Annotated in this window: 22 protein-coding genes, 6 tRNA genes and 1 pseudogene; 11 read left to right on the forward strand and 18 right to left on the reverse strand. The window is 71.3% G+C overall.

The window, feature by feature from the left end:
- Positions 1-163 precede the first annotated feature (163 nt).
- Entirely contained in the window at positions 164-1,483 is a 1,320-nt protein-coding gene (locus IGS69_RS05345; RefSeq protein WP_190897416.1) for a type III PLP-dependent enzyme domain-containing protein, read from the forward strand.
- Positions 1,484-1,494: 11 nt separating this feature from the next.
- Positions 1,495-1,701: a hypothetical protein gene (locus IGS69_RS05350; RefSeq protein ID WP_053668272.1), complete on the forward strand. Its 207-nt coding sequence runs from the start codon at positions 1,495-1,497 to the stop codon at positions 1,699-1,701.
- Between the two features lie 52 nt (positions 1,702-1,753).
- Here IGS69_RS05350 and IGS69_RS05355 read toward each other — a convergent pair whose 3' ends face one another.
- The 7 genes from IGS69_RS05355 to IGS69_RS05385 form a co-directional block, all read right to left on the reverse strand.
- Positions 1,754-4,489, reverse strand: coding sequence for an exo-rhamnogalacturonan lyase family protein (locus tag IGS69_RS05355; RefSeq protein WP_190897417.1), 2,736 nt, complete (start codon positions 4,487-4,489; stop codon positions 1,754-1,756).
- 114 nt (positions 4,490-4,603) lie between these two features.
- The gene (locus IGS69_RS05360; RefSeq protein ID WP_190897418.1) at positions 4,604-5,194 is read right to left on the reverse strand and encodes a hypothetical protein; all 591 of its coding nucleotides are present in this window, start codon (positions 5,192-5,194) and stop codon (positions 4,604-4,606) included.
- 6 nt (positions 5,195-5,200) lie between these two features.
- Positions 5,201-6,079: a carbohydrate ABC transporter permease gene (locus IGS69_RS05365; RefSeq protein WP_190897419.1), complete on the reverse strand. Its 879-nt coding sequence runs from the start codon at positions 6,077-6,079 to the stop codon at positions 5,201-5,203.
- Positions 6,076-7,077, reverse strand: coding sequence for a carbohydrate ABC transporter permease (locus IGS69_RS05370; protein ID WP_190897420.1), 1,002 nt, complete (start codon positions 7,075-7,077; stop codon positions 6,076-6,078). The genes IGS69_RS05365 and IGS69_RS05370 overlap by 4 nt, the downstream gene beginning before the upstream one ends.
- Entirely contained in the window at positions 7,077-8,366 is a 1,290-nt protein-coding gene (locus IGS69_RS05375; protein ID WP_190897421.1) for an ABC transporter substrate-binding protein, read from the reverse strand. The genes IGS69_RS05370 and IGS69_RS05375 overlap by 1 nt, the downstream gene beginning before the upstream one ends.
- A 707-nt stretch (positions 8,367-9,073) precedes the next feature.
- Positions 9,074-9,145: transfer RNA gene (locus tag IGS69_RS05380), tRNA-Val, on the reverse strand.
- Positions 9,146-9,191: 46 nt separating this feature from the next.
- The gene (locus tag IGS69_RS05385; protein WP_190897422.1) at positions 9,192-9,650 is read right to left on the reverse strand and encodes a TIGR02611 family protein; all 459 of its coding nucleotides are present in this window, start codon (positions 9,648-9,650) and stop codon (positions 9,192-9,194) included.
- Between the two features lie 191 nt (positions 9,651-9,841).
- Between IGS69_RS05385 and IGS69_RS05390 the strand changes: the two genes are divergently transcribed.
- Together IGS69_RS05390 and IGS69_RS05395 are read left to right on the forward strand one after the other, a co-directional pair.
- Complete coding sequence (locus IGS69_RS05390; RefSeq protein ID WP_004002642.1) at positions 9,842-10,255, forward strand: SsgA family sporulation/cell division regulator; 414 nt, start codon at positions 9,842-9,844, stop codon at positions 10,253-10,255.
- Between the two features lie 291 nt (positions 10,256-10,546).
- Positions 10,547-11,107, forward strand: a complete 561-nt coding sequence (locus IGS69_RS05395) for a CGNR zinc finger domain-containing protein (protein WP_190897423.1) — start codon at positions 10,547-10,549, stop codon at positions 11,105-11,107.
- An 82-nt stretch (positions 11,108-11,189) separates the two neighbouring features.
- On the opposite strand, the gene IGS69_RS05400 is transcribed toward IGS69_RS05395, so the two are convergent.
- Positions 11,190-11,366 (reverse strand): hypothetical protein, encoded by a 177-nt coding sequence (locus IGS69_RS05400; RefSeq protein WP_190897424.1) that lies wholly within the window; start codon positions 11,364-11,366, stop codon positions 11,190-11,192.
- Positions 11,367-11,523: 157 nt separating this feature from the next.
- Positions 11,524-11,964, reverse strand: a complete 441-nt coding sequence (locus tag IGS69_RS05405; RefSeq protein ID WP_190897425.1) for a hypothetical protein — start codon at positions 11,962-11,964, stop codon at positions 11,524-11,526.
- Positions 11,965-12,140: 176 nt separating this feature from the next.
- Here IGS69_RS05405 and IGS69_RS05410 point away from each other — a divergent pair, with 176 nt between their 5' ends.
- Positions 12,141-12,665, forward strand: coding sequence for a DsbA family protein (locus IGS69_RS05410; protein ID WP_190897426.1), 525 nt, complete (start codon positions 12,141-12,143; stop codon positions 12,663-12,665).
- A 27-nt stretch (positions 12,666-12,692) separates the two neighbouring features.
- On the opposite strand, the gene IGS69_RS05415 is transcribed toward IGS69_RS05410, so the two are convergent.
- Genes IGS69_RS05415 through IGS69_RS05425 form a run of 3 tightly spaced genes read right to left on the reverse strand, consistent with a single transcriptional unit; the run spans position 12,693 to position 15,432 of the window.
- A complete protein-coding gene (locus IGS69_RS05415; protein WP_190897427.1) occupies positions 12,693-13,517 on the reverse strand; it encodes a GNAT family N-acetyltransferase in 825 nt (274 codons plus the stop codon).
- Between the two features lie 53 nt (positions 13,518-13,570).
- On the reverse strand, positions 13,571-14,392 hold the full coding sequence (locus IGS69_RS05420; protein WP_190897428.1) for an aminotransferase class IV: 822 nt from the start codon (positions 14,390-14,392) through the stop codon (positions 13,571-13,573).
- Positions 14,389-15,432: a chorismate-binding protein gene (locus tag IGS69_RS05425; protein ID WP_190897429.1), complete on the reverse strand. Its 1,044-nt coding sequence runs from the start codon at positions 15,430-15,432 to the stop codon at positions 14,389-14,391. The genes IGS69_RS05420 and IGS69_RS05425 overlap by 4 nt, the downstream gene beginning before the upstream one ends.
- A 178-nt stretch (positions 15,433-15,610) precedes the next feature.
- Between IGS69_RS05425 and IGS69_RS05430 the strand changes: the two genes are divergently transcribed.
- From IGS69_RS05430 to IGS69_RS05450, 5 genes are all read left to right on the forward strand, one after another.
- A tRNA-Gly gene (locus tag IGS69_RS05430) sits at positions 15,611-15,683 on the forward strand.
- A 37-nt stretch (positions 15,684-15,720) separates the two neighbouring features.
- Positions 15,721-15,794: transfer RNA gene (locus IGS69_RS05435), tRNA-Cys, on the forward strand.
- Position 15,795: 1 nt separating this feature from the next.
- Positions 15,796-15,867: transfer RNA gene (locus tag IGS69_RS05440), tRNA-Val, on the forward strand.
- A gap of 24 nt (positions 15,868-15,891) precedes the next feature.
- Positions 15,892-15,963, forward strand: a tRNA-Val gene (locus IGS69_RS05445).
- A gap of 40 nt (positions 15,964-16,003) precedes the next feature.
- Positions 16,004-16,075: transfer RNA gene (locus IGS69_RS05450), tRNA-Val, on the forward strand.
- Positions 16,076-16,136: 61 nt separating this feature from the next.
- Here IGS69_RS05450 and IGS69_RS05455 read toward each other — a convergent pair.
- The 4 genes and pseudogenes from IGS69_RS05455 to IGS69_RS05470 form a co-directional block, all read right to left on the reverse strand.
- Entirely contained in the window at positions 16,137-16,427 is a 291-nt protein-coding gene (locus IGS69_RS05455; RefSeq protein WP_107458274.1) for a TFIIB-type zinc ribbon-containing protein, read from the reverse strand.
- Between the two features lie 79 nt (positions 16,428-16,506).
- Positions 16,507-17,448 carry a phosphotransferase family protein gene (locus IGS69_RS05460; RefSeq protein ID WP_232543438.1) on the reverse strand — a complete coding sequence of 314 codons (942 nt, stop codon included), beginning with the start codon at positions 17,446-17,448 and terminating at the stop codon, positions 16,507-16,509.
- 203 nt (positions 17,449-17,651) lie between these two features.
- Complete coding sequence (locus IGS69_RS05465; protein WP_030842984.1) at positions 17,652-17,858, reverse strand: hypothetical protein; 207 nt, start codon at positions 17,856-17,858, stop codon at positions 17,652-17,654.
- 202 nt (positions 17,859-18,060) lie between these two features.
- A pseudogene (locus tag IGS69_RS05470) lies at positions 18,061-18,334 on the reverse strand (hypothetical protein); the annotation flags it as partial.
- Positions 18,335-18,529: 195 nt separating this feature from the next.
- Here IGS69_RS05470 and IGS69_RS05475 point away from each other — a divergent pair.
- Positions 18,530-19,966: a serine/threonine-protein kinase gene (locus tag IGS69_RS05475; protein ID WP_190897431.1), complete on the forward strand. Its 1,437-nt coding sequence runs from the start codon at positions 18,530-18,532 to the stop codon at positions 19,964-19,966.
- Between the two features lie 45 nt (positions 19,967-20,011).
- On the opposite strand, the gene IGS69_RS05480 is transcribed toward IGS69_RS05475, so the two are convergent.
- Entirely contained in the window at positions 20,012-20,404 is a 393-nt protein-coding gene (locus tag IGS69_RS05480; RefSeq protein WP_190897432.1) for an NUDIX domain-containing protein, read from the reverse strand.
- Positions 20,405-20,413: 9 nt separating this feature from the next.
- Positions 20,414-21,232: a TrmH family RNA methyltransferase gene (locus IGS69_RS05485; RefSeq protein WP_190897433.1), complete on the reverse strand. Its 819-nt coding sequence runs from the start codon at positions 21,230-21,232 to the stop codon at positions 20,414-20,416.
- Between the last annotated feature and the right edge of the window lie 7 nt (positions 21,233-21,239).

Raw genomic sequence — 21,239 nt, forward strand, 5'->3', positions numbered from 1 at the left:
ACAACGCCGGTTCCCCGCAGAGGAGTTGTTGCGTCCAGCCGCCGTGGCCGGACCCCGTGTCTTTTGACGACTCGACGAAGACGCCGTGCCTGTGCGGGCCGCAGCCTGGTGTTCCACCCGGGGCGGTCCCGGGCGCCGCGCGTACGACACCGGAAGGCTCACCATGACCGGACTGACCCCCGCCGCAGAACGGCGCGAACGGATCCTCCAGGAAGCGGTGCGGCAGCAACTGCTGGACGCCGAGCGGTCCCAGCTGGCCGCCTTCGTCGACCTCGACGGCGTCGCCGCGACCGTCGCGTCCCTGCACCGGGCCTTCCCCGCCACGCCGTCCGTCCTCCACGCGTTCGCCGCCAAGGCGAACTGCCTGGTGCCGGTGCTGGCGGAGCTGAGGCGGCTCGGCATGGGCTGCGAGGTGGCCACCGCGGGTGAGCTGGCCCGCGCGCTGGCAGCCGGATTCGCACCGGACCGGATCGTCTTCGACTCCCCCGCCAAGACGGAGGCCGAACTGCGGCACGCCCTCGCCCTGGGTGTGACCGTCAACGCGGACAACTACCAGGAACTGGCGAGGATCGACCGGGTGCTGGACGGCCGCTTCCCGGTCTCGCGGATCGGAGTGCGGGTCAACTCCCAGCTGGGCGGCGGCAGCATCGCGGCGATGAGCACGGCGACGAGCACCTCGAAGTTCGGCGTCCCCCTGGCGGACCCGGGAAGCCGGCAGCGGCTGCTGCGCGCCTACCGGGACCACCCGTGGCTGACCTGGGTGCACACCCACGCCGGATCGCAGGGCTGCCCTCTCGATCTCATGGCCGGTGGGGTCGGGCAGGCCGTGGCGTTCGCCGAGGAGGTCAACGCTTCGCTCGGGCGGCGCCAGGTCGTCGGCATCGACATCGGCGGCGGACTGCCCGTCAACTTCGCCGACGACGAGACCACGCCGACCTTCGACATGTACGTCCGGCAGCTGCGCGCCCACGCTCCCGCCCTGTTCTCCGGCGGGTACGAGATCGTCACCGAGTTCGGGCGGTCCGTCCTCGCCAAGAACGGGTTCACGGCCGCGTACGTCGAGTACACCAAGAGCATGGGCGGCCGGCCGATCGCGGTCACCCACGCCGGTGTGCAGGTGGCCACCCGGACGGTGTTCAACCCCGATGCCTGGCCGCTGCGCATCGAGGCGCACGACGCGCGCGGCAGGGTCAAGCGGGGCGGGCCGGTCCGCCAGGACATCGCGGGACCGGCCTGCTTCGCCGGGGACCTGCTGGCACGGGACCGTGCCCTGCCGCTCCTGGAACCGGGTGACATCGTCACCGTCCCGGACACCGGCGCCTACTACTTCTCGACGCCGTTCCACTACAACAGCCTGCCCGAGCCCGCCGTGTACGGGGTCCGGACGAGTGGTGACGGCGGGGATGTCCGCTTCGAACTCCTGCGTCCCGCACAGGATCCGTGGGACGTGCCCGTGCTCGAGCCCGCTGTCGGAGTGAGGTAGGGAGCACGCAGGTGGCACAGGCCAACCGTCGGCGCACCGGCCGGGACGGCCCGCTCCTCACCCAGCGCGCCGCCATCGTCTTTCTGCTCGCGGCCCTGGTCGGCATCGGTGCCACCGTCCTGTCGGCACTGGCCGGCAACACATGGCCCGTCGCGGTGAGTGTGGGCGGCGGGGTGACGGCGCCGGCCGTGCTGTTCTTCCACCAGATCATCGACTAGCCGAGCGGGTTCCAGGGGGCGCCGCCCCGGAACCCGCCCGTGTCCGTGCCCGTTACGGCATCCGGTCGCCGAGCAGCGCCAGGTTCTCGATGGCGGCGAGGCCGTACAGCGCGGTGTCGTTCGTGGACACCCAGGTGGCCTCGGCGCCCGGCACCAGCGCGACCGGGCCGCTCAGCTTCTCCGTCTTCCAGGGCGCGGACTCCTTGTAGCCGTCGGAGTTGTAGAACTTCTCCCAGGCCCGCTCGGCGAGCTTCTCGTCGCCGGTCTTGACGGCCGCGTACGCGTCGAGGCGCGAGTGGCCCTGGAACAGCAGCAGGCTGCCGAAGTCGGAGCCGTAGCGGGCCTTCTGCTCGGCCTTGGTGGCGTTGAAGTAGCGGCAGTAGTCGAAGTACGCCTCGTGGAACTCCGGCATGTCGACCAGGTCGATGAGCTCGGCGCACAGCTCGTTCAGGCCGAAGACGGCCGAGAGGTGCGAGACCTCCACCTTTGCCGCCCCGGCGACGGCGAACGTGCCGGTGTCGAGGTCGTACAGGCCGCTGCCCTGGACGAAACCGTTGGGCTGGGCGGCGATGGTCTCCATCGTGGACAGCACGCGGGCCCTGGCCTTCTCCCACTTGGGGCCCTTGCGCTCCCACTCCGTCAGCCAGGCCGACACCAGGCCGCTCCAGTCCGTGCCGAAGCCGATCGACAGGGCGTGCCGGTCGGGGGTGTACGGCTCGGTGCGTATCTTGCGCAGCGGGTCGAGGGCGAGGAACGTCTCGTCGGAGTCGACGTTGGCGTGCATGAGGTCGCCGACGCGTTCGTCCGCCGTGAGGAAGTAGTAGTAGCGCCGGTAGGTGGTGTTGGCGATGCGCTGCTGCTTGGCGCTGTCGGCGAAGTGCTGCACACCGTGCCGGGTGCCGAGGCCCGCCCACTTGCCCAGGTGGTAGACGTCGACCTCGCCGGTGTGCCGGGTCATCGCCTCGGCGAAGCGGAAGATGTCGGAACGCCCGGAGCGTAGATAGGCGAACCAGAGCCACAGGTCCGGCGACAGTTCGGAGTTGTCCCAGGCGTAGCCGCCGATGTCGTACCGCCACTGGTGCCGGAACGTGTCGTAGGTGTGCATGATGTCGCCGTAGTCCCAGAAGCCGTACCAGCGGCGCTGCTCCACCTGGTCCTTGTAGTAGGTGAAGAGGAAGTCGAGGTGGTCCTCGATCTTGGCCTTGGCCGGGGTGGAGCGGTCGGGCTCGGAGTACAGGTTCGGCCCGAAGACCTGGGCCTTGATGAGCTGCCTGGGCGGGGCGGCCAGCTGTGGCAGCACGCGGACGGCCTCGACCTGCTCGGCGAACCGGTCGGGGCTCGGGGTCGTCTCGTTGGCCCAGAAGAGGAGTTCGCAGGTGCGGGCGATGCCGTACGGGGTGCCGAACTCCGGCTCGTAGTCCTCGTAGGTGATGTTGAGGCCTTCGAGTTGCTCCGGGAAGGTGTCCTGGCCCATGCCGTCGTGGTAGAAGCGCAGGTCCATGGGCTGCGCCTCGGGCGACCAGAGCCAGAGGGTCACCTCGGCCTCGTCGGTGTGGGCGTCCCGGATGTCGAGCTGGGCGGGGAACTTCTCCCAGAAGTCGCGCAGCCCGAAGGAGAAGCCGCCGCTCGCCCCGCCGACGTAGCCGAAGCCGGACGCGCGCCGGCCACCGCCCGCGGCGACCCAGCCGTGTCCCTTCTTGGTGCGCTTGCGCAGGGTGAAGCCGTCGGCGGACAGTTGCGCGAGGGTGTAGTCGCCCCACTCGGGGATGTACTGCAGCCGGGTCGTCACCCGCTGGTCCCAGGTGGCGGGGCCGGGCAGCTTCCTGCCCTCGAACTGGGCCGCCTGCACGGCAGCTCCGGGGTCCCGGCGCAGTCCGGTGATGCCTTTGACGGCCTCGCGCAGCAGCCCGGTGCCGTCGCCGCCGATGCGGATGTGACGGTCGTACGACTCGTCCCGCAGGGGCACGGTGAAGCGGACGCCGAGGCCGCGGATGAAGTCGCCACTCGCCTTGCCCGGCTCCTGCCTGCCGTCGTAGGTGATGGTGTGCACCATGCGGAAGGAGTCGGCGCCCGCGTAGAAGTAGAGCCTGATCGAGAAGGGCAGCCAACTGCGGCCGCCCTTGCGGTGCTTGCCGTCGATGCGGACGACGGCGCGGACCGGGCCCGCCTGCTCGACCTCGGCCTTGGAGATCGCGCCGTCGAAGCGTTCGGTCCTGACCGCGCCGTGGTCCTCGTCCTCGATCTCGGGCTGGCGGATCAGTACGAGCCGGCCGTTCTTGGCGATCTCGGTGGAGCCCCGGGTGACGGACTTGACGAGCGTGGAGCCGGACGTGCCGATCCTCGCGGTGATGACGCCGGTGGAGATGTCGATGGCGCCGCCGCGCTGCCGCACGGTGACCTTCTTCTCGGGGGCGGCGGGCGTTCCGGCGGCGAGGGTGAGCTTGCCGTCGCCCGAGGCGACCGCGTGCGCGGTCCACTTGAGGGAGCCGTCGGGCCAGTAGGCGATCGGCCAGGACTGCACGGGTACGGCCTTGCCGGCGGCGTCCGTCAGCGCGAAGGTCTGGTCCTTCCGGTACGCGCCCTTGGGCCAGGGCACGCCGACGGTGGAGCCGGGTGCGGCGCCGAGGCCGCCGTCCTCCAGCCAGTCCAGGGTCACCGGGCCGGCGTCGGCCGCCTCGGCACCGGGCGCGGCCTGGGCGTCCTGCGCGCCCAGCGCCCAGCTGACCTGGGCGGCGGCTCCGGTGACGGCGGCCGCCTTGAGGAGGGACCTGCGGGGGATGGGAGACATGGCGATGCTGCCTTTCCTCGTCCGTGCGGGAAGCGAATCCGTTCGCGGGTCAGGGGCATGACAGAGAGAGGTGCGGCGCCGGGGCGCCGACCTGGGACTTGGGGGCCCCGCCGTTCAGCGGTGCAGGTACCGCTCCTCCACGGCGACCGCCGCGGCCGCCACGGCCCCGAGGACGGGGAGCGCCAGCGGCGCGGAGAACCAGGCGGACACGGCCACCACGGCCAGCCCGCCGACGATCAGGAAGGACCCGGCCGGGTCGAGCACGGTGCGGCGCCCGGCACGCGCGAGGAGCGTCCGCCAGCGTGCGCCCGGCTCCCAGGCCGCCGCCGCACGCAGCCCGGCCACGACGAGCCCGATCAGCGCGACGACGCCGACGGCCCCGACGAGCGACCCGCCGGGAATCCCCGCCCGGGCCGCCCGCACATCCACCCAGACCGCGGCCACCGCCGCCCACCCGGCGACCCCGGCGAGCCACCCGCCGCGCAGGGCGGCGCGGAAGTCGGCGACGAACTCCCGCCGGTCACCGCTCTCATGGGCGGTACGGCGCCGCAGATGCCGCGCCCCGGCGGCGAACGCGGCGGGGTAGGTGACGACTCCCAGTGAGGCCACCGCGATCCACACACCGGTCAGCAGACACTCGGCGAACACCGCGAACCTCTCGGCGAACGCCGACTCACCCCGTGCCTTCACCCGTGTCCCGGCCATGCCGCCTCAGCCCTTCAGACCCGACGTGGCCATGCCGTCGATCAGATGGCGCTGGAAGGCCAGGAAGAAGGCGAGCACCGGCAGCAGCGCGACCAGCGACATGGCGATCATGCCGCCGTAGTTGGCCAGCCCCTCCTGGTCGACGAACATCTTCAGGCCCAGCGAGACCGTGTACTTGTCGGGTTCGTTGAGATAGATCAGCGGGCCCATGAAGTCGTTCCAGGAGTTGATGAACGTGAAGATCGCGCTGGTGATCAGGGCCGGCCGGCTCAGCGGCAGCACGATCGACCAGTAGATGCGGAAGTGCCCGCAGCCGTCGAGCCGGGCCGCCTCGTCCAGCCCCTTGGGCATGGTGCGCATGAACTGCACCATCAGGAAGACGAAGAACGCCTCGGTGGCCAGGTACTTCCCGAGCAGCAGCGGCGTGTAGGTGTTGATCAGCTCCAGGTTGCGGAACAGCACGTACTGCGGGATCAGCAGCACGTGGTACGGCAGCAGGAGCGTGCCGATCATCAGCGTGAAGAGCAGATTCCGCCCGGCGAACCTGATCCTGGCGAAGGCGTAGGCCGTCAGCGAGCAGGACACCAGGATGCCGATGACGGAACCGACCGCGAGGAAGAGCGAGTTGAGGAAGAACGTGGAGATGGAGATGTCGGCGATGCCGTCGGCGAGGCTCGTGTAGTTGGCGATGACCGGGTCGCCCGGGAAGAGGTCCAGGCTGCCGACGATGTCCTCGCTCCTCTTGAAGGACCCGCCGACGACCCAGATCACCGGGTAGAGGATCACCGCGAGGATCAGCAACGACCCGATGTGCCATGCGAGGGAGCCGGGCAGCTTGCGGCGGAGCCTCCCGGTGGGCTTGATCTCGGTGAGCTGCGCACTCATCGGGCGCCCTCCTCGTAGTGCACCCAGCGCTTCTGGGACCAGAACAGCACCGCCGTCACCAGGGCGACCGAGACGAGCAGCAGCCAGGCCATGGCGGAGGCCAGACCCATCCGGCTGTTCTCGAAGCCCTGGACGTAGAGGTAGCAGGTGTAGACCATCGAGCCGTCGGCGGGACCGCAGGCGTTGCCGCCCGCGCCGCCGCCGACGATGTACGCCGAGCTGAAGATCTGGAAGGAGTGGATCGTCTCCAGCAGGACGTTGAAGAAGAGGACCGGGGAGATCATCGGCAGCGTGATGTTCCAGAACCGGCGCAGCGTGCCCGCCCCGTCGACCTCGGCCGCCTCGTAGAGCTCGCGCGGGACCTGCTTGAGGCCGGCCAGGAAGATGACCATGGGGGCGCCGAACTGCCAGACGGTGAGCGCCACCAGGCTGTAGATGATCATGTCCGGGTCGCCGGTCCAGCCGCCGGCGTCGATGCCGAGGATCTTCTGCGTACGGTCGACGATCGCGTCGTCCGAGAAGATCGCCTTCCAGACGATCGCGACGGAGACACTCGCACCGATGAGCGAGGGCGCGTAGAAGGCGGCCCGGTAGAAGGCCTGCCCGCGCCTGCTCTGGGCGAGCAGCAGGGCCACGCCGAGGGCGGCGATCAGCTTGAGCGGCGTGCCGACGGCGACGTACCAGAGCGTCACCTGCACCGAGTGGCGCCAGCGCGGATCGCCGAACATCTCGGAGAAGTTGTCGAGGCCGATCCACCGGGGCGCGTCGAACAGGTTGTAGTCGGTGAAGGCGAAGTAGAGCGAGGCGATCATCGGGCCCGCTGTGAGCAGCAGGAACCCGGCGATCCACGGGGACATGAAGAGATAGCCGGCCAGGTTCTCCCGGCGCCGCCGCCGTGTGAGGGCGGCGGGGCGCCCGGGCTTCACCGGACCGTGCCGCGGCTCGGAGTCCTGGGACAGGCCCTCCATCGCAGGGGCGTGTGTCACGGTGGTTCCCATCAGGTGCCGAGAGCCGTCTTCGACTCGGTGAAGAACTGCTTGACGGCTTCCGCCACGGACCTCTTGCCCAGACCCATCTCCTCGGCGATGCGCAGGAACGCCGACTCGCAGATGTCCGCGCCGTTCGGGTGCGGGGTGATGGGCTCGAGGACGCCGGACGTGACGAGGGACTGCTCGTAGGCGGCTATCGCCTGGTTGACCGGGTCGGTCGGCTTGTACGCGTCGAACTGGGCCTGCGTCGCGGGCACGCCCCGGTCGTAGCCCATGATCCTGGCGACCTCGGGGTCGTGCACCATGAAGTCGATGAACTGGGCGACCTCCTTGGGGTGCTGGGTGCGCCTGGAGGCGCTCAGCATCAGGGAGCCCAGGTACTGGCCGGTCTTCTTGCCGTCCGTCGTCGGGATGGGAGCCAGGCCGTACTCGCTCTTGCCCTCGGCGGTGTAACGGACGGTGAAGTTGTCCCAGGTGAACTCGCCACCGGCGAGCTCCGCGGCGACCGCCGACTTGGGCTTGATCTGGGCGACCTTCTTGGGGTCGGAGTAGAGGCCCTCCTCGACGCCCTTCCTGGCCTTCGTCCACCAGTCCGTCAGATCGGCCTCGGTGAAGCCGAGTCCGTCCTCGGTGAAGAACGCCTTGCCGTTCTGGCGCAGGTAGAGGTCGTAGAGGTACATGACGCCGTACATGCCGCTGTCGCCGGCACGGCCCGTCCTGTCGCGGATCCTCTTCATCGCCGCGTCGAAGTCGTCCCAGGTCCAGCCCTGCTCCGGCTTGACGCCGGCGCGCGTGTAGACGGGCTTGTCGATGACCAGAGACATGGAGTTCGAACCGACCGGGACGCCGAGGAGTTTGCCGTCGATCTCCCCGAACTTGTCGAGACCCGCGCGGAATCCCTCCATCCGGAGGTGGCCGGCCTCGGCCTGCTCGCTGAGATCGAGCAGGACGTTCTTCGCGTCGTATTTCCGGAGGAAGCCGATCGCATTCTGGAACACGTCCGGCGGATTTCCGCCGGAGGCTTGGGTGTTGAACTTCTTCCAGAAGTCGAGATAAGGCTGGAAGTCCGTTTTCACCTTGATCTTCGGATACTTCTTGTGGAAGAGCTCGATCGTCTTGTTGATTCTCTCGGCGCGATCCTCCGCACCCCACCACGCATAACGGATCGTCACCGTCCCGTCCGCGGAGGCCCCTCCGTCGCCCCCGCACCCGGTCGTCGCGACCAACCCAAGCGTGGCTGCCGTGGCTCCGGCCGCCTTCAGGACGGTACGTCTCTCAACATTCCTGCCGTTCACCACGGTTGGACCTCCCCGCACGTCGTCCCGCTCGCATGAATCGTTTCAAGTAAGCGCTTGCTGGCACAAGGTACGGAGGGGCTGAGAGTGCGTCAATGATTCGGACAAGATTTTCTTACCGAAGCGGTGGGTGACCGAGCGGGCCCAGGGGGTGAGCACCGGGGCAGGTCCGGCGATGCCCCTGGTGGCGGCAGGCTGACCGGAGCACCGAACCGGGAGGGGCGAGCCGACCGGTTCCGTGCGCGGCCGGAACTCGACGGTCGGGGTGGCGGGAGGGGCTGCGGCGACGAGGGTTCGTTTCAGCCATGGGGCGCCGGGGCGGGCCGTTGCGGGTGGGGTGGCGGCACGAACGGGGCGGGGGCTTGAGCGGCCTTCTCGGGTCCTGGGCGGCCCGAGGAGGCGGATCTCGGCCCCGGCCCCCGTCCGCGCCGCTGGGGCACCCCTCAGCGCGCGGGGGACCTGGGCGATCACACCGCCAGTCAGTCCGATGCGGCCTGTCACGCAAAGCTCCGCCAAGACCCGCTCGGCAGGGCCCCGGCAGCCCTCGGCGGCCGGGACTCCTCGTCACCGAGGCGGTCGCGAGCGCCCGGCGGACCACCACCGCCGGAGACCTTGAAGCGCCGGCCCGGACGGAGCCCGGCGCGCGGCGCCCCGGCAGGCACAACGACGGCGGCCCACCTGCGCTTGAGCAGGTGGGCCGCCGGTCCGGGTGGGCGATACTGGGTTCGAACCAGTGACCTCTTCGGTGTGAACGAAGCGCTCTCCCACTGAGCTAATCGCCCGGACGCAGGAAGAAGATTACCCCATGTCAGGGGGTGCCTGTGACGCTCACTGGTCCTTGATCTTCCACGGCATCATGACGCCGAACTTCCACAGGTAGAAGCCGGCCAGTACGCCCACGATCACCAGCCCGATCGACGTCAGGATGATGTTGCGGCGCCGCACCCTGGGATCGAGGGCGCGCTGGGCCGCCTCGGTGACCTTGCGCTTGGTCCAGCGGAGCACCAGCTGGGCCCAGACGAACTCCGTCGCCCAGATCGCCATGCCGCCGAAGATCACGACCCAGCCCGGACCGGGAAGGGGCAGCATGATGACGCCGGCCACGACCACCGCGAGCCCGATGATGAAAACGCCGACCTGCCAGCTCACGTGCAGCGCCCGACGGGCCTTGATGAATTCCGGCGCCCGTGAGCCGAGCCCGCGGTCCTGCTCGCCGTGCACCTCGCCCGTCCCCGTCTCGTCCGACGCCACGGCCACCTCGCCCGGCTCGTTACTCCCCGTATTCATACGGACAAACACTACCCGAGCGAAACCAGTCACCGGAATGGACGCACGACGCGGACGATCTCTCGGCCGGAAGAGTTACGTAAAGGCACGCAAAACACTCAGAGGGGTTTACAACGGCACCGTAGGTGGCATGTCGATTTCGCCGACGTGCGAATCCCCGAGCGCACACTGAGCGAAAGGCCCTGGCGCTTATGAACACCACGGTCAGCTGCGAGCTGCACCTGCGCCTCGTTGTGTCGAGCGAGTCCTCCCTGCCTGTCCCCGCAGGCCTGCGGTACGACACGGCCGACCCCTACGCCGTGCACGCCACCTTCCACACCGGAGCCGAGGAAACCGTCGAGTGGGTGTTCGCCCGCGACCTCCTCGCCGAGGGGCTTCACCGCCCTACGGGCACCGGCGACGTCCGCGTCTGGCCGTCGCGCAGTCACGGTCAGGGCGTCGTGTGCATCGCCCTGAGCTCACCGGAGGGCGAGGCCCTGCTGGAGGCCCCGGCGCGGGCCCTGGAGTCCTTCCTGAAGCGGACCGACGCCGCCGTGCCGCCCGGCACGGAACACCGGCACTTCGACCTCGACCAGGAGCTCTCGCACATCCTGGCGGAAAGCTAGGGCGAGGCCCCCACAAAGCCGCCCGGCGCCGTCGACTCGGGGAGACGGCTCGGGCCTGGACAACCGCACATGGGATGACACCGGCGCCGGTACCGCGGCTCAACGCGGCACGGCGCCGGTTCGCGTCCCGGGCCCCTCCCCCGCTGCCGCGGCGCGGGAACCCTGGCGGGCCCGGCGCCGTTGTATTCGAAGCCATGTGCGGGCATGAGGGCGGTCCGGCGGTGGGCGGAGCCGTTACCATCGGCCAGCATCGGCGGGCGCCCGCCCGACCCTCAGGCCAGGGAGCAAATCGTGCTGATCACCCACGACACCCGGTGCGCCCTCGACACCGTGGTCGATCTGGTGAACACCGCACCGGAGGACGACACGGCGTCGGACGGGCTGCCGGACGTGCCGGCCCTCCTGGACTTCGTGCGGAACCACGAGATCAGCGATGTCGGGGTGCTCTCGGAGTTCGACCTCTCCGCGGTGCGCAAGATCCGCGAACGCTTCGCCGCCGTCTTCGCCGCCCCGGACGCCCGGGCCGCGGCCGGCCAGATCAACGAGCTCGTCGCGGCCGCCGGCACCACGCCCCGGCTCACGGACCACGACGGCTACGACTGGCATGTGCACTACTTCGCGCCCGGCGCCTCCGTCGCGGACCATCTGGCCGCCGACTGCGGCATGGCGCTGGCGTTCTTCGTGGTCGCCGGGGAGCAGGAGCGGCTGCGGCGGTGCGAGGCGCCCGACTGCCGGCGCGCCTTCGTCGACCTGTCCCGCAACCGCTCACGGCGCTACTGCGACAGCCGCACCTGCGGAAACCGGCTGCACGTGGCCGCGTACCGGGCGCGCCGCAAGGAGGCGGCGGGCTGACGCCGTCGCGTGGTCGGGGGGCGCACAGGGGGTCGATGCCGACGCGGCCCCGGCGGATGGCGCCGGGGACCGCGGGTACGGCTCACAGCAACAGCAGATCGTGCAACGAGGCCATGAGCAGCAGGCTCCCGATCACCGCCAGGAAGATCATCAGCGGTGGCTGGGACAGGGCGAAGAGGCAACCACGCGGCTCGTCCCGCCGGGGACATGGCTGGTCCTGCGGCGGTGCGGGGTCCCTCTGTTTCGTCGTGTCGAGCATCTCGCGGCGATGATGACGCAGTCGGCCCGCCGGACGCGATCAGTGCCCTCGTACCGTGCGGGAGTGCGCCGATTCCGTGAGGTCCGGGTCGGGTTGTGATCATTTCCGCGCGCCCGCGGACGCACTGTGACGATTCAGCCCCGGGCGGGCTGCCCCGTCATATGCCGTGCTTCTTGAGGATGGCCTCGATGTCGCTGAAGTCGTCGTCGCCGCGGGAGGCGGGCGCGGGCCGGGTCGCCGGGCGGGTGCCCTGGCCCAGGGAGGGCGCCGCGGCGGCGGGGGCCACCGCATCGGGCCGGCCGGCCTCGCGGGCCGCCGCCCGGCGCTCCTTGCGGGTGCCGCCGCGGCGGCGCTCCACGGCCCGGGTGGTCATGAAGAGCACCCAGGCGAGACCGAGCACGCCGAACCCGGCCCAGGCCGTCGGGCTGAACGCGGTGTCGGCCAGCCACTCGACGACTCCCGTCATCACCAGGCCGATCGGCACGAGGGAGTAGGCCGCGATACGGACCGCCGCGAGGTACCGCTTGCGGTACGCCGTGACGATCGCAATGCCCAGGCCTGCCGCGGACACGGCGGAGCAGACGGTCTCGGCAATCATCCGGTCCTCCAGGCGTGGCGCGGTCGGGTCGGGGGACTTCGTCCCTTCCATCCTGCACCCGCCGTACCCCGGGGGGCCATGCCACGGCCCGACATCAGGGACATCTCCGGGTCACCTCCCGCGCAGGTGCCGGTGCGGGCTGCGCCCCCGGTCCGCACTGCTGGGAGACTGTCGGCATGAGCGACTCCTCCTCCGACCGTTCCGCCGCCCCCGTCCTCGAGGTCTGGTGCGACCTCCAGTGCCCGGACTGCCGTACCGCGCTGGACGATCTCCATGCCCTGCGCGCCCGCTACGGCGACCGCCTGGAGGTGCGGCTGCGGCACTTCCCGCTGGAGAAGAACAAGCACGCCTTCGCCGCCGCCCAGGCCGCGGAGGAGGCGTGGGAGCAGGGCCGCGGCTGGCCGTATGCGGAGGCTCTGCTGGGGCGGGTGGAGGAGCTGTCCCGTAAGGGGGAACCCTTCCTGGTCGAGCTGGCCCGCGAACTGGGCCTGGACGCCGAGGAGTTCGACACCGCGCTGGTCGACGGCCGGCACATCCTGATCGTGGACGCCGACCAGGCCGAGGGCAAGGCGATCGGCGTGAGCGGTACCCCGACGTATGTCATCGGCGGTGAGCGGCTCGACGGCGGCAAGAGCCAGGAGGGCCTGCGCGCGCGCATCGAGGAGATCGCGGACCGGCTGCTGGCCGGGCAGGAGCACTGACCGCACCCGCGCCCGGCTCCTGGGCTGCTACAGCAGCGGCTTGTACATGGCGTACTGCTCGGTCTCGTAGCCGAGGGAGGCGTAGAGCCGTTCGGCGGGGGCGTTGCCGGCGAAGACGTTGAGGCCGAGGGTCCGCCTGCCCTCGGCGATCGTCTGGGCCTCGGCGAGCAGCATCAGCGTGCGGCCGTGGCCCTTGCCCCGGTGGGCGGCGTCGGCTTCGACGTCGTAGACGAACGCGCTGTTCTCGCGCACCGCCAGCCACAGGGTGCCCACCGGTGTGCCCAGGTGCTCGACGACGCTGATGAGCACGCCGGGGGTGGCGAGGCCCTCGGGCAGCAGGGCGGCGTGGTCGCGCTCCGACTTGGCCCGGGCCTCGGCTTCCGGGACGCCCCGTTCCGTCCAGCTGCGCGCGTAGTCCTCCAGGCCCTTCTCCAGCCAGGGCCCGAACTCCGCGTCCGTCATGGGCCGGGCGCGACTGCCCTCCGGCAGGTCGGGCGGGGTGTCGCCGAGCCGCTTCTCCATGCCGCGGTTGCGGACGACGTAGCCGAGCGCCGTGGCGAGCCGGACTCCCGCCTCGGACGCGGCGGGGACCCCGGCCTCGATGCGGCGGCACCCCCAGCCGCGCGCCACCTCCTCCGCGGCGAGTGCGGCGACCGTGCCCCGTCCGCGTCTGCGGTCCGGTTCGTCGATGTGCAGCTTCGTGATCCGGGCCACCCCGGTGCCGAAGACGGGGTGCGTGCCGAGGTGTATCGCCCCCACGGGACGGCTGTTCACACACACCTGGAAGCGGCGTGAGCGCGTCCCGTCGGCGTTCTGCTGAAGCGGCTCGATCGGCCGCAGGGTCGTGGTCATCAGGGGTGTTCTACCCGCAACCACGGCCCTGGTCAGCCGAATTTCCGGGGCTTTCAGGGGTCGAGGTCGTTCCCGGCCCGCTCGTCGAAGATCCGCATGGCCTTGGCGGTCACCGGGCCGGGGGCGCCGGGCAGCTCACGGCCGTCGACGCGGTGCACCGCCTGCACGTCCCGCAGGGTGGACGTCAGGAAGATCTCGTCGGCCCGCTCCAGGACGTCCAGCGGCAGGTCGGTCTCCTTGGCGCCGGTCCATTCGACCGTCAGCGCACGGGTGATGCCGGCGAGGCAGCCCGAGGCGAGCGGCGGCGTGTGGATCTCGCCGTCGAGGACGACGAAGACGTTCGACCCGGTGCCCTCGCACAGCTGCCCCACCGTGTTGCCGAACAGGGCCTCGGACGCGCCTTGTTCGCGGGCGCGGGCGAGAGCGACGACATTCTCGGCGTACGAGGTGGTCTTCAGGCCGGTGAGCGCGCCGCGCTCGTTGCGGGTCCAGGGGACGGTGATCACGGCGGTGGAGTCGGGGCGGCGGGTGGTCTCGCCGAGGGCGACGACCAGGGTCGGGCCGTGCTCGCCGCGGTCGGAACCGAGGGGGCCGTGCCCGCCGGTGTAGGTGATGCGGAGGCGGCCGAGCGGCACGGGGTTGGCGCCGAGGACGGCGGCGCAGGCGCGGCGCACCTCGTCGTGGTCCGGGTCCGGCAGGCCGAGGCCGCGCGCGGACCGGGTCAGCCGGTCCAGGTGCCGGGTGAGCGCGAACACCCGGCCGTCCACGGCCTTCACCGTCTCGAAGATGCCGTCGCCCACGGTCAGCCCGTGGTCGAAGACGGAGACGCGGGCGGACTCGATGTCCTGCAGACCGCCGTCGAGCCAGATCTTCACGTCAGGTCCTCTCCACTCACCTCGTACGCTCCCGACGCTATCGCGAGCAGCCGGGACGCCTTCAGCTCGGTCTCCCGCCACTCCCCCTCGGGGTCGGAGCCCCAGGTGATGCCGGCGCCGGTGCCGAAGCGCAGCATGCCGTCGGCCCGGTCGATCCAGAAGGTTCGGATGCCGACGGCCAGCTCTCCGGCCCCCCGGTCGGCGTCGACCCAGCCGATGCCGCCGCAGTACGGCCCCCTGGGCGCCGTCTCCAGCGCGTCGATGATCCGCAGCGCGCTGGACTTGGGCGCGCCGGTGACCGAGCCGGGCGGGAAGGCGGCGCCGAGCAGCTCCGCCCAGCCTGCGCCCTCGCCCAGCTCGCCGCGGACCGTCGACACGAGGTGGACCAGCCCGGGGTGCTTCTCGACGGCGCACAGGTCGGGCACCGTGACACTGCCCGTGGCGCACACCCGGCCGATGTCGTTGCGGACAAGATCCACGATCATCACGTTCTCGGCGTAGTCCTTCTCCAGCAGGTCCGCCTCGGTGCGGCCGGTCCCCTTGATCGGCCCGGACTCGACGGTCCGGCCGTCGCGCCGCAGGAACAGCTCGGGGGACGCGGTGGCGATCTCCACACCGTGCCCGGGCAGGCGGATCGTTCCTGCGTACGGTGCCGGGTTGCCGCGGGCCAGCAGCGCGGTGAGCGCGTCCACGTCGGCGTCGGCCGGGACGGGCGCGGACAGCACCCGGCACAGATTGGCCTGGTAGACCTCGCCGGCCGCGATGTGCTCGCGGATCCGCCGCACCCCGGCCGTGTACGCGGCGCGGTCGAGCGAGGACGTCCAGTCACCGGCAGCGGGTCCGCGCCATGCGCCGGGCACGGGAACGGGCACGTCCGCCGTCCGGACCTCCGCGAAGCGGGCGCAGGTCAGACGGCCCTCGAAGTCCGCGCAGACGGCCCAGAAGCCGCTGGACTCCAGGGCCTCGGGATCGTCGGTGACGTCGAGGAGCCCGGTGGCGACACGGTCACCGAAGCGGGCGAGAGCAGGGAGGTCGAGCACGCCGTCGAGTCTAGGGCGGGTGTCCTGCGGGTGGCCGGGGGATGTCCCGTCGGGCGGCCCTGTGACCTCACTGAGCAGGGGAAGCGCAGCACGCTGCACAAACGCGTTTTTGTACTGGCCCCGGTATCCGCTAGAGTTCAACACGTCGCCGGGCCGCGAGAGCGGTCCGAACCGACAGGCGGACGTAGCTCAGTTGGTAGAGCGCAACCTTGCCAAGGTTGAGGTCGCGAGTTCGAACCTCGTCGTCCGCTCGAAGGAAGAGGGGGCTTCCCGGCCCCCTACACTCCTGGTGGAGTGGCCGAGAGGCGAGGCAACGGCCTGCAAAGCCGTCTACACGGGTTCAAATCCCGTCTCCACCTCCAAGGACGATTAGCTCAGCGGGAGAGCGCTTCCCTGACACGGAAGAGGTCACTGGTTCAATCCCAGTATCGTCCACTGGATCTTTCAAGATCCCGACCCGCGCGATTAGCTCAGCGGGAGAGCGCTTCCCTGACACGGAAGAGGTCACTGGTTCAATCCCAGTATCGCGCACGCAGTGCCCATGATCCGATGCGCTCGGTCATGGTCCCGAGGACGATTAGCTCAGCGGGAGAGCGCTTCCCTGACACGGAAGAGGCCACTGGTTCAATCCCAGTATCGTCCACAGCACCGAGGAGCCCCCGGCCGTTCGCGGCCGGGGGCTCCTGTCGTGTCACGACATCACGTCACGACGAGAACAGCATGTGGCCGAAGCTCTTGTTGCGGTGGTGACCGTGGTGGCCGTGGTGCCCGTGGCCGCCGTGCGGGGCGCCCCAGGCGGGGGCCGGTGGGGCCGGGTAGGCCTGCGGGGCGGGCGGGGGCGGCGGGGCGGCCTGGGACCACTGCGCTTCCAGGCGGGTCAGCGACTCCAGCTCGCCGTAGTCGAGAAAGATCCCGCGACAGCCGCTGCACTGCTCGATCTGGACACCGTTGCGGTTGTACGTGTGCATCGGCGCACGGCACTTCGGACACTGCATGGTCGTTCAACTCCTCGCCGGTGGGTCCTGCTTCACATCTCGCCAGGACAGACTCCGTCCCGCTGTGGTCGGTTGCACCCTACTTCGCGTGGTCCCGCCCCAACTCCGGCGGGACGGTAGCCATTCGGTCACAGGCGTCCACGACCGACTGCTCCACCTCGTCCAGCGGGCGGCCGGCCGCGAGTGCCTTGGTGACGGCCCGGGCGGCGGTCTGTGCGGTGAGGGCGCGGGCGGGGATGTCGAGGGCCGGCCACGGGTCGCCGTCGGCGGGGACGGCGGGGCCGCCGGCCTCCCGGTAGGCGGTGAGGAACCGGGTCCATTCGTCGGGCGGGAGCAGGCCGCAGGCGTACCAGGCGGCCGGGCGGGCGAGGTCCCAGGCGGGGACGCCGACGCCGAGGTCGTCCACGTCTATCAGCAGCCAGGGGCCGTCGGGGGCGGGGTGACGGACGAGCTGTCCCAGATGGAGGTCGCCGTGGCAGAGCGTGCCGCCGTCGGGCATCGGGGCTTCGGCGCGGGCCCAGGGCGGGAGGGTGGCCCAGGCGCGCAGGACGGGGGCGGCCGCGGGGTGCGGACCGGCCTCGCGGAGCCGGCCGATGGCCTGAGCCGCTTTGACGGGGCCGCGCATGGCGGGCAGGTCCACGGGGGCCGGGGTGCGGTGCAGGCGGGCGAGGAGCGTGGCGGCCGCTTCCCAGGGGGCGGCGTCCGGGTCGTCGGGATCGACGGGGGTGCCGTACGGCCAGAACGTCGTGAGGCGGCCGTGCAGGTCGGCCGGGGCCTGGTCCAGTGGGGGCAGGAGGATGTCGGGGTGGTGGGTGGCGAGGGTGAGGCGGCCGGTCAGTTCGGCCGGGTCGGTGCCCGGGGCGTGGGCCTTCGCGACGGTGTCCGCGTGCCGCACCACCAGGCCGTCGGGGCGGTCGCCGAGCGTGGTCGCGCCGCAGGGGCAGGGAGAGGAGCGTGCGTGGGCGGTGGCTCGGGCCTTGGCGGTGAGGTCGGCTATGAGCGGGCCGGGGGCGGAGGTCACCGGCCGAGAGTACGTGCAGTCAGGGACCCGGCCATGCGGAACGGTTCGTTCCGGATGCTCGGCGCTTGCGGGACAAAAACAATGCCGGCGCAGCTCCCCAGCTGCGCCGGCATTTGTGCCGTCCGCCGCACCCCCGTCCCCACGGGGTTTCATGGGTGTGATGTCCCCGCCCGGACCGCTCTTCCGGGCCTGGGGGTCGCCGCTCAGCGCCCCAGCATCTCTCCCACGGACGACGCCTGTGTGGCCACTGTCTCCCACCCGTCGAAGACGAGGAGGAGCAGGACCGCGAGGGGAAGGGCCATCAGCGTCGCCACCACCGGGTGGCGACGGCCCTGGCGGCGGCGGAACGCGGCGGCGTACACCTTGCGTCCCTCTTCGCGGAGCAGCGTCCGCGGAGCCGTCTGGGCCATGGTCCCTCTCCTGCCCGTTATCGGTTGTCGTTTGCAGCGGCGGGCGTCTGACCTCGGGGGACGAGTGCTGTCACCCGCCGCTTGACCTCAAATCTAGGCGTCCGGCCCTGCCCCGGCGTCATGCCCTCGTACCGATTGCCGGGCCTCCCGGAGGATGAGCCGCCACCTGCGGTGTACTCCCCTGGGTGGAGACGGGGACGCGGGTCTCAGGGTCTTCCCCGACGGGGCGACCCTGATCATCCCTCTTTGTCCGGGCTCTCCTCCCGCGGAACCGGCTGTTCCACCAGCGCCAGCACCCGATTCGCCATGAAGCGGGCGGTACGCACGACCGTCCCGCTTCGGGTGACTTCGCTCACTTCCACGACACCTCGGCGTACCGCCGTCTCCACCCTGCGGCCCGCTCTGCTCGCCACCACCTCGTAGGTGCGCGTCGTGTCCCCCGCGTCCACGACTATCTCCACGCGATCACCCTTCACAGGACCAATCCCCCTTCTGCGACGGGTGGTTGGGATCCCCTGCAGCGCGAAGTCCGCCTCTTCGCGCCCTCCCTGACCACCTTTCAAGTCTCCCACCCACCACTGACAATCCATCACGCCGAGAGGGCGCGGCCTCTGCGCGCGGGCGGCCGTGGAAACGTAAGCTGTGGCTCGTCACAGGACCGGGCAGCGGGGATGAACATGGCGATGATGCGCCTGAGGCGCGAGGACCCGCGCGTCGTCGGCTCGTTCAAGCTTCACAGACGGCTCGGCGCGGGCGGGATGGGCGTGGTCTACCTGGGCTCCGACAAGAAGGGGCAGCGGGTCGCGCTCAAGGTCATCCGTCCCGACCTGGCGGAGGATCAGGAGTTCCGCTCCCGCTTTGCCCGTGAGGTCTCGGCAGCCCGGCGGATCCGCGGCGGCTGCACGGCGCGGCTGGTGGCCGCCGACCTCGACGCGGACCGGCCCTGGTTCGCCACCCAGTACGTGCCGGGCCCGTCCCTGCACGACAAGGTCGCGGCCGAGGGACCGCTCGGCGCGGCCGATGTCGCGGCCGTGGGCGCCGCCTTGTCCGAGGGCCTGGTCGCGGTGCACGAGGCCGGGGTGGTGCACCGGGACCTGAAGCCGTCCAACATCCTGCTGTCCCCGAAGGGGCCGCGGATCATCGACTTCGGCATCGCCTGGGCCACCGGCGCCTCGACGCTCACCCATGTCGGTACGGCGGTCGGCTCGCCCGGCTTCCTCGCGCCGGAGCAGGTGCGCGGGGCCGCGGTCACCCCGGCCACGGACGTGTTCTCGCTCGGTGCCACCCTCGCGTACTCCTCGATGGGCGACTCGCCCTTCGGGCACGGCAGTTCCGAGGTGATGCTGTACCGCGTGGTGCACGAGGAGCCGCAGCTGCACGGCGTGCCCGACGCGCTGGCCCCGCTCGTGCGTGCGTGTCTGGCGAAGGACCCCGAGGAGCGGCCGAGCACGCTGCAACTGTCGCTGCGGCTCAAGGAGATCGCGGCCCGGGAGTCGCAGGACCTCGCCGGCGTCCGGCCGCCCGCGCCACGCGGCGCCGAGGGCGACCGGCCCGTCGACACCTACCCCGAGCGCACCCGGCGTCCGCAGGGGCAGCAGGGCGGCGGGGTCTCCGGGGCGCAGCGGAGCCGGGGCACTCCCCCGCCGCGGGGTTCCGCCCCGTCCCGGGACGGCCATCCGTCGCCGGACGGTCCGCCCTCCCAGAGCGGGACGGGTGGGCGCGGCGGGGCCCGGGCGACCGGAGGCGGCAACCGCGGCAGGACTCCGGGGCGCGGGGCGGGCGCCTCGCGGGGCGGCACCTCGTCGCGGTCCGGGTCACGGCCGACGCCCACCGGCCGCAACGGCACGCGGTCGGGCAGCGGCAGCCGCCCCGCCCCGCACAGCGGCACCGGGCGCCCGGCGCCCAGGAACACGGGGACGAAACTGCGGCCCGCCAATCCGCGGTTGCTGCGGCAACGGCTGTTCGTGTTCGTCGTGGTGACGCTGCTGGTGGCGGTGGGCATCGCCCTGGTGCAGGGCTGCCAGGGCCCGGCGCGGGGACTCGGCGGTGACAGCGGCGGGGTGCTGCGGGAGCGCGTCCAGCAGGACGATCACCCGCGGGGCTTCTAGCCGGGGCCGCCGGCCGGGAGACGACGGCCGCTGTCCGGCGCGGCGTCAGAGCTCCGGCAGGATCCGCTCGAAGAACTCCCGGTCCCCGTCGAAGACCGGGTCCAGGGCCAGGAACTCCCGCGGAGTGACCCAGCGGGCCTCGGCGACCTCGCGCGGGTCGGGGACCACCTCACCCGTGTCGGCGCGCGCGATCCACCAGTGGAGGCGGAAGCGCAGGTCGTCGGTCTCCGACTCCCAGACCTTCGCCTCCGGTACGACGGTGAGGCCGGCCTCCTCGCGCACCTCCCGGACGACCGCCTGCTCCTGGGTCTCGCCCGGCTCGACCTTGCCGCTGAGCGGCTGCCAGTAGCCGGGGCGGGCGACCCCCGGTCCGCGCCGGACGGCGAGGAGGCGGTCGCCGCGCAGGAGCACGGCGACGACGGCCTGGCGCTGCTCCACGTGACGTCCTCAGACCTGGGGCCGGCCGGTGGCCACGGCGTAGAAGGCCACGGCGGCCGCCGCGCCCACGTTGAGGGAGTCGACGCCGTGGGACATGGGGATGCGGACCCACTCGTCGGCGGCGACCAGGGCCTGGGTGGACAGGCCGTCGCCCTCGGCGCCGAGCATCAGGGCCACGCGGTCCATGGCGTGCGGGGCGGCCTCGTCGAGGGGCCGGGCCTTCTCGTCGGGAGTGAGGGCGAGCAGGGTGAAGCCCGCCTCGCGGACCGACTCCAGGCCCTTGGGCCAGGTGTCCAGCCGGGCGTACGGGACGGAGAAGACCGCGCCCATGGAGACCTTCACGCTGCGGCGGTAGAGGGGGTCGGCGCAGTCCGGGGAGAGCAGGACGGCGTCCATGCCGAGGGCGGCGGCCGAGCGGAAGATCGCGCCGATGTTGGTGTGGTCGTTGACCGACTCCATGACGACGACGCGGCGGGCGGTCCGCAGCAGGCCGGCTGCCGTGGGCAGGGGTTTGCGCTGCATGGACGCGAGCGCGCCGCGGTGCACGTGGTAGCCGGTGACCTGCTCGGCGAGCTCCGGGCTGACGGCGTAGACCGGGGCGGGGAGTTCGTCGATGACGTCGCGCATGACGTCGACCCACTTGGCCGAGAGCAGCATGGACCGCATCTCGTAGCCGGTTTCCTTGGCCCTTCGGATGACCTTCTCGCCCTCGGCTATGAACAGGCCCTCGGCGGGTTCGCGCTTGCGGCGCAGCTCCACGTCGGTCAGGCCGGTGTAGTCGCGCAGACGCGGGTCGTCGGGGTCCTCGACGGTGATGAGATCGGCCACAGGGTGA

Origin of the sequence: Streptomyces tuirus, assembly GCF_014701095.1 — a bacterium.
Taxonomy (GTDB): Bacteria; Actinomycetota; Actinomycetes; order Streptomycetales; family Streptomycetaceae; genus Streptomyces; species Streptomyces tuirus.

Excerpts from the sequence above, each read along its gene's own strand:
- IGS69_RS05455 (WP_107458274.1), bottom strand. The coding sequence starts at position 16,427 with ATGCAGTGTCCGAAGTGCCGTGCGCCGATGCACACGTACAACCGCAAC.
- IGS69_RS05370 (WP_190897420.1), bottom strand. The coding sequence starts at position 7,077 with ATGGGAACCACCGTGACACACGCCCCTGCGATGGAGGGCCTGTCCCAG.
- IGS69_RS05390 (WP_004002642.1), top strand. The coding sequence starts at position 9,842 with ATGAACACCACGGTCAGCTGCGAGCTGCACCTGCGCCTCGTTGTGTCG.
- IGS69_RS05365 (WP_190897419.1), bottom strand. The coding sequence starts at position 6,079 with ATGAGTGCGCAGCTCACCGAGATCAAGCCCACCGGGAGGCTCCGCCGC.
- IGS69_RS05355 (WP_190897417.1), bottom strand. The coding sequence starts at position 4,489 with ATGTCTCCCATCCCCCGCAGGTCCCTCCTCAAGGCGGCCGCCGTCACC.
- IGS69_RS05400 (WP_190897424.1), bottom strand. The coding sequence starts at position 11,366 with ATGCTCGACACGACGAAACAGAGGGACCCCGCACCGCCGCAGGACCAG.
- IGS69_RS05465 (WP_030842984.1), bottom strand. The coding sequence starts at position 17,858 with ATGGCCCAGACGGCTCCGCGGACGCTGCTCCGCGAAGAGGGACGCAAG.
- IGS69_RS05385 (WP_190897422.1), bottom strand. The coding sequence starts at position 9,650 with ATGAATACGGGGAGTAACGAGCCGGGCGAGGTGGCCGTGGCGTCGGAC.
- IGS69_RS05405 (WP_190897425.1), bottom strand. The coding sequence starts at position 11,964 with ATGATTGCCGAGACCGTCTGCTCCGCCGTGTCCGCGGCAGGCCTGGGC.
- IGS69_RS05415 (WP_190897427.1), bottom strand. The coding sequence starts at position 13,517 with ATGACCACGACCCTGCGGCCGATCGAGCCGCTTCAGCAGAACGCCGAC.
- IGS69_RS05475 (WP_190897431.1), top strand. The coding sequence starts at position 18,530 with ATGAACATGGCGATGATGCGCCTGAGGCGCGAGGACCCGCGCGTCGTC.
- IGS69_RS05360 (WP_190897418.1), bottom strand. The coding sequence starts at position 5,194 with ATGGCCGGGACACGGGTGAAGGCACGGGGTGAGTCGGCGTTCGCCGAG.
- IGS69_RS05410 (WP_190897426.1), top strand. The coding sequence starts at position 12,141 with ATGAGCGACTCCTCCTCCGACCGTTCCGCCGCCCCCGTCCTCGAGGTC.
- IGS69_RS05345 (WP_190897416.1), top strand. The coding sequence starts at position 164 with ATGACCGGACTGACCCCCGCCGCAGAACGGCGCGAACGGATCCTCCAG.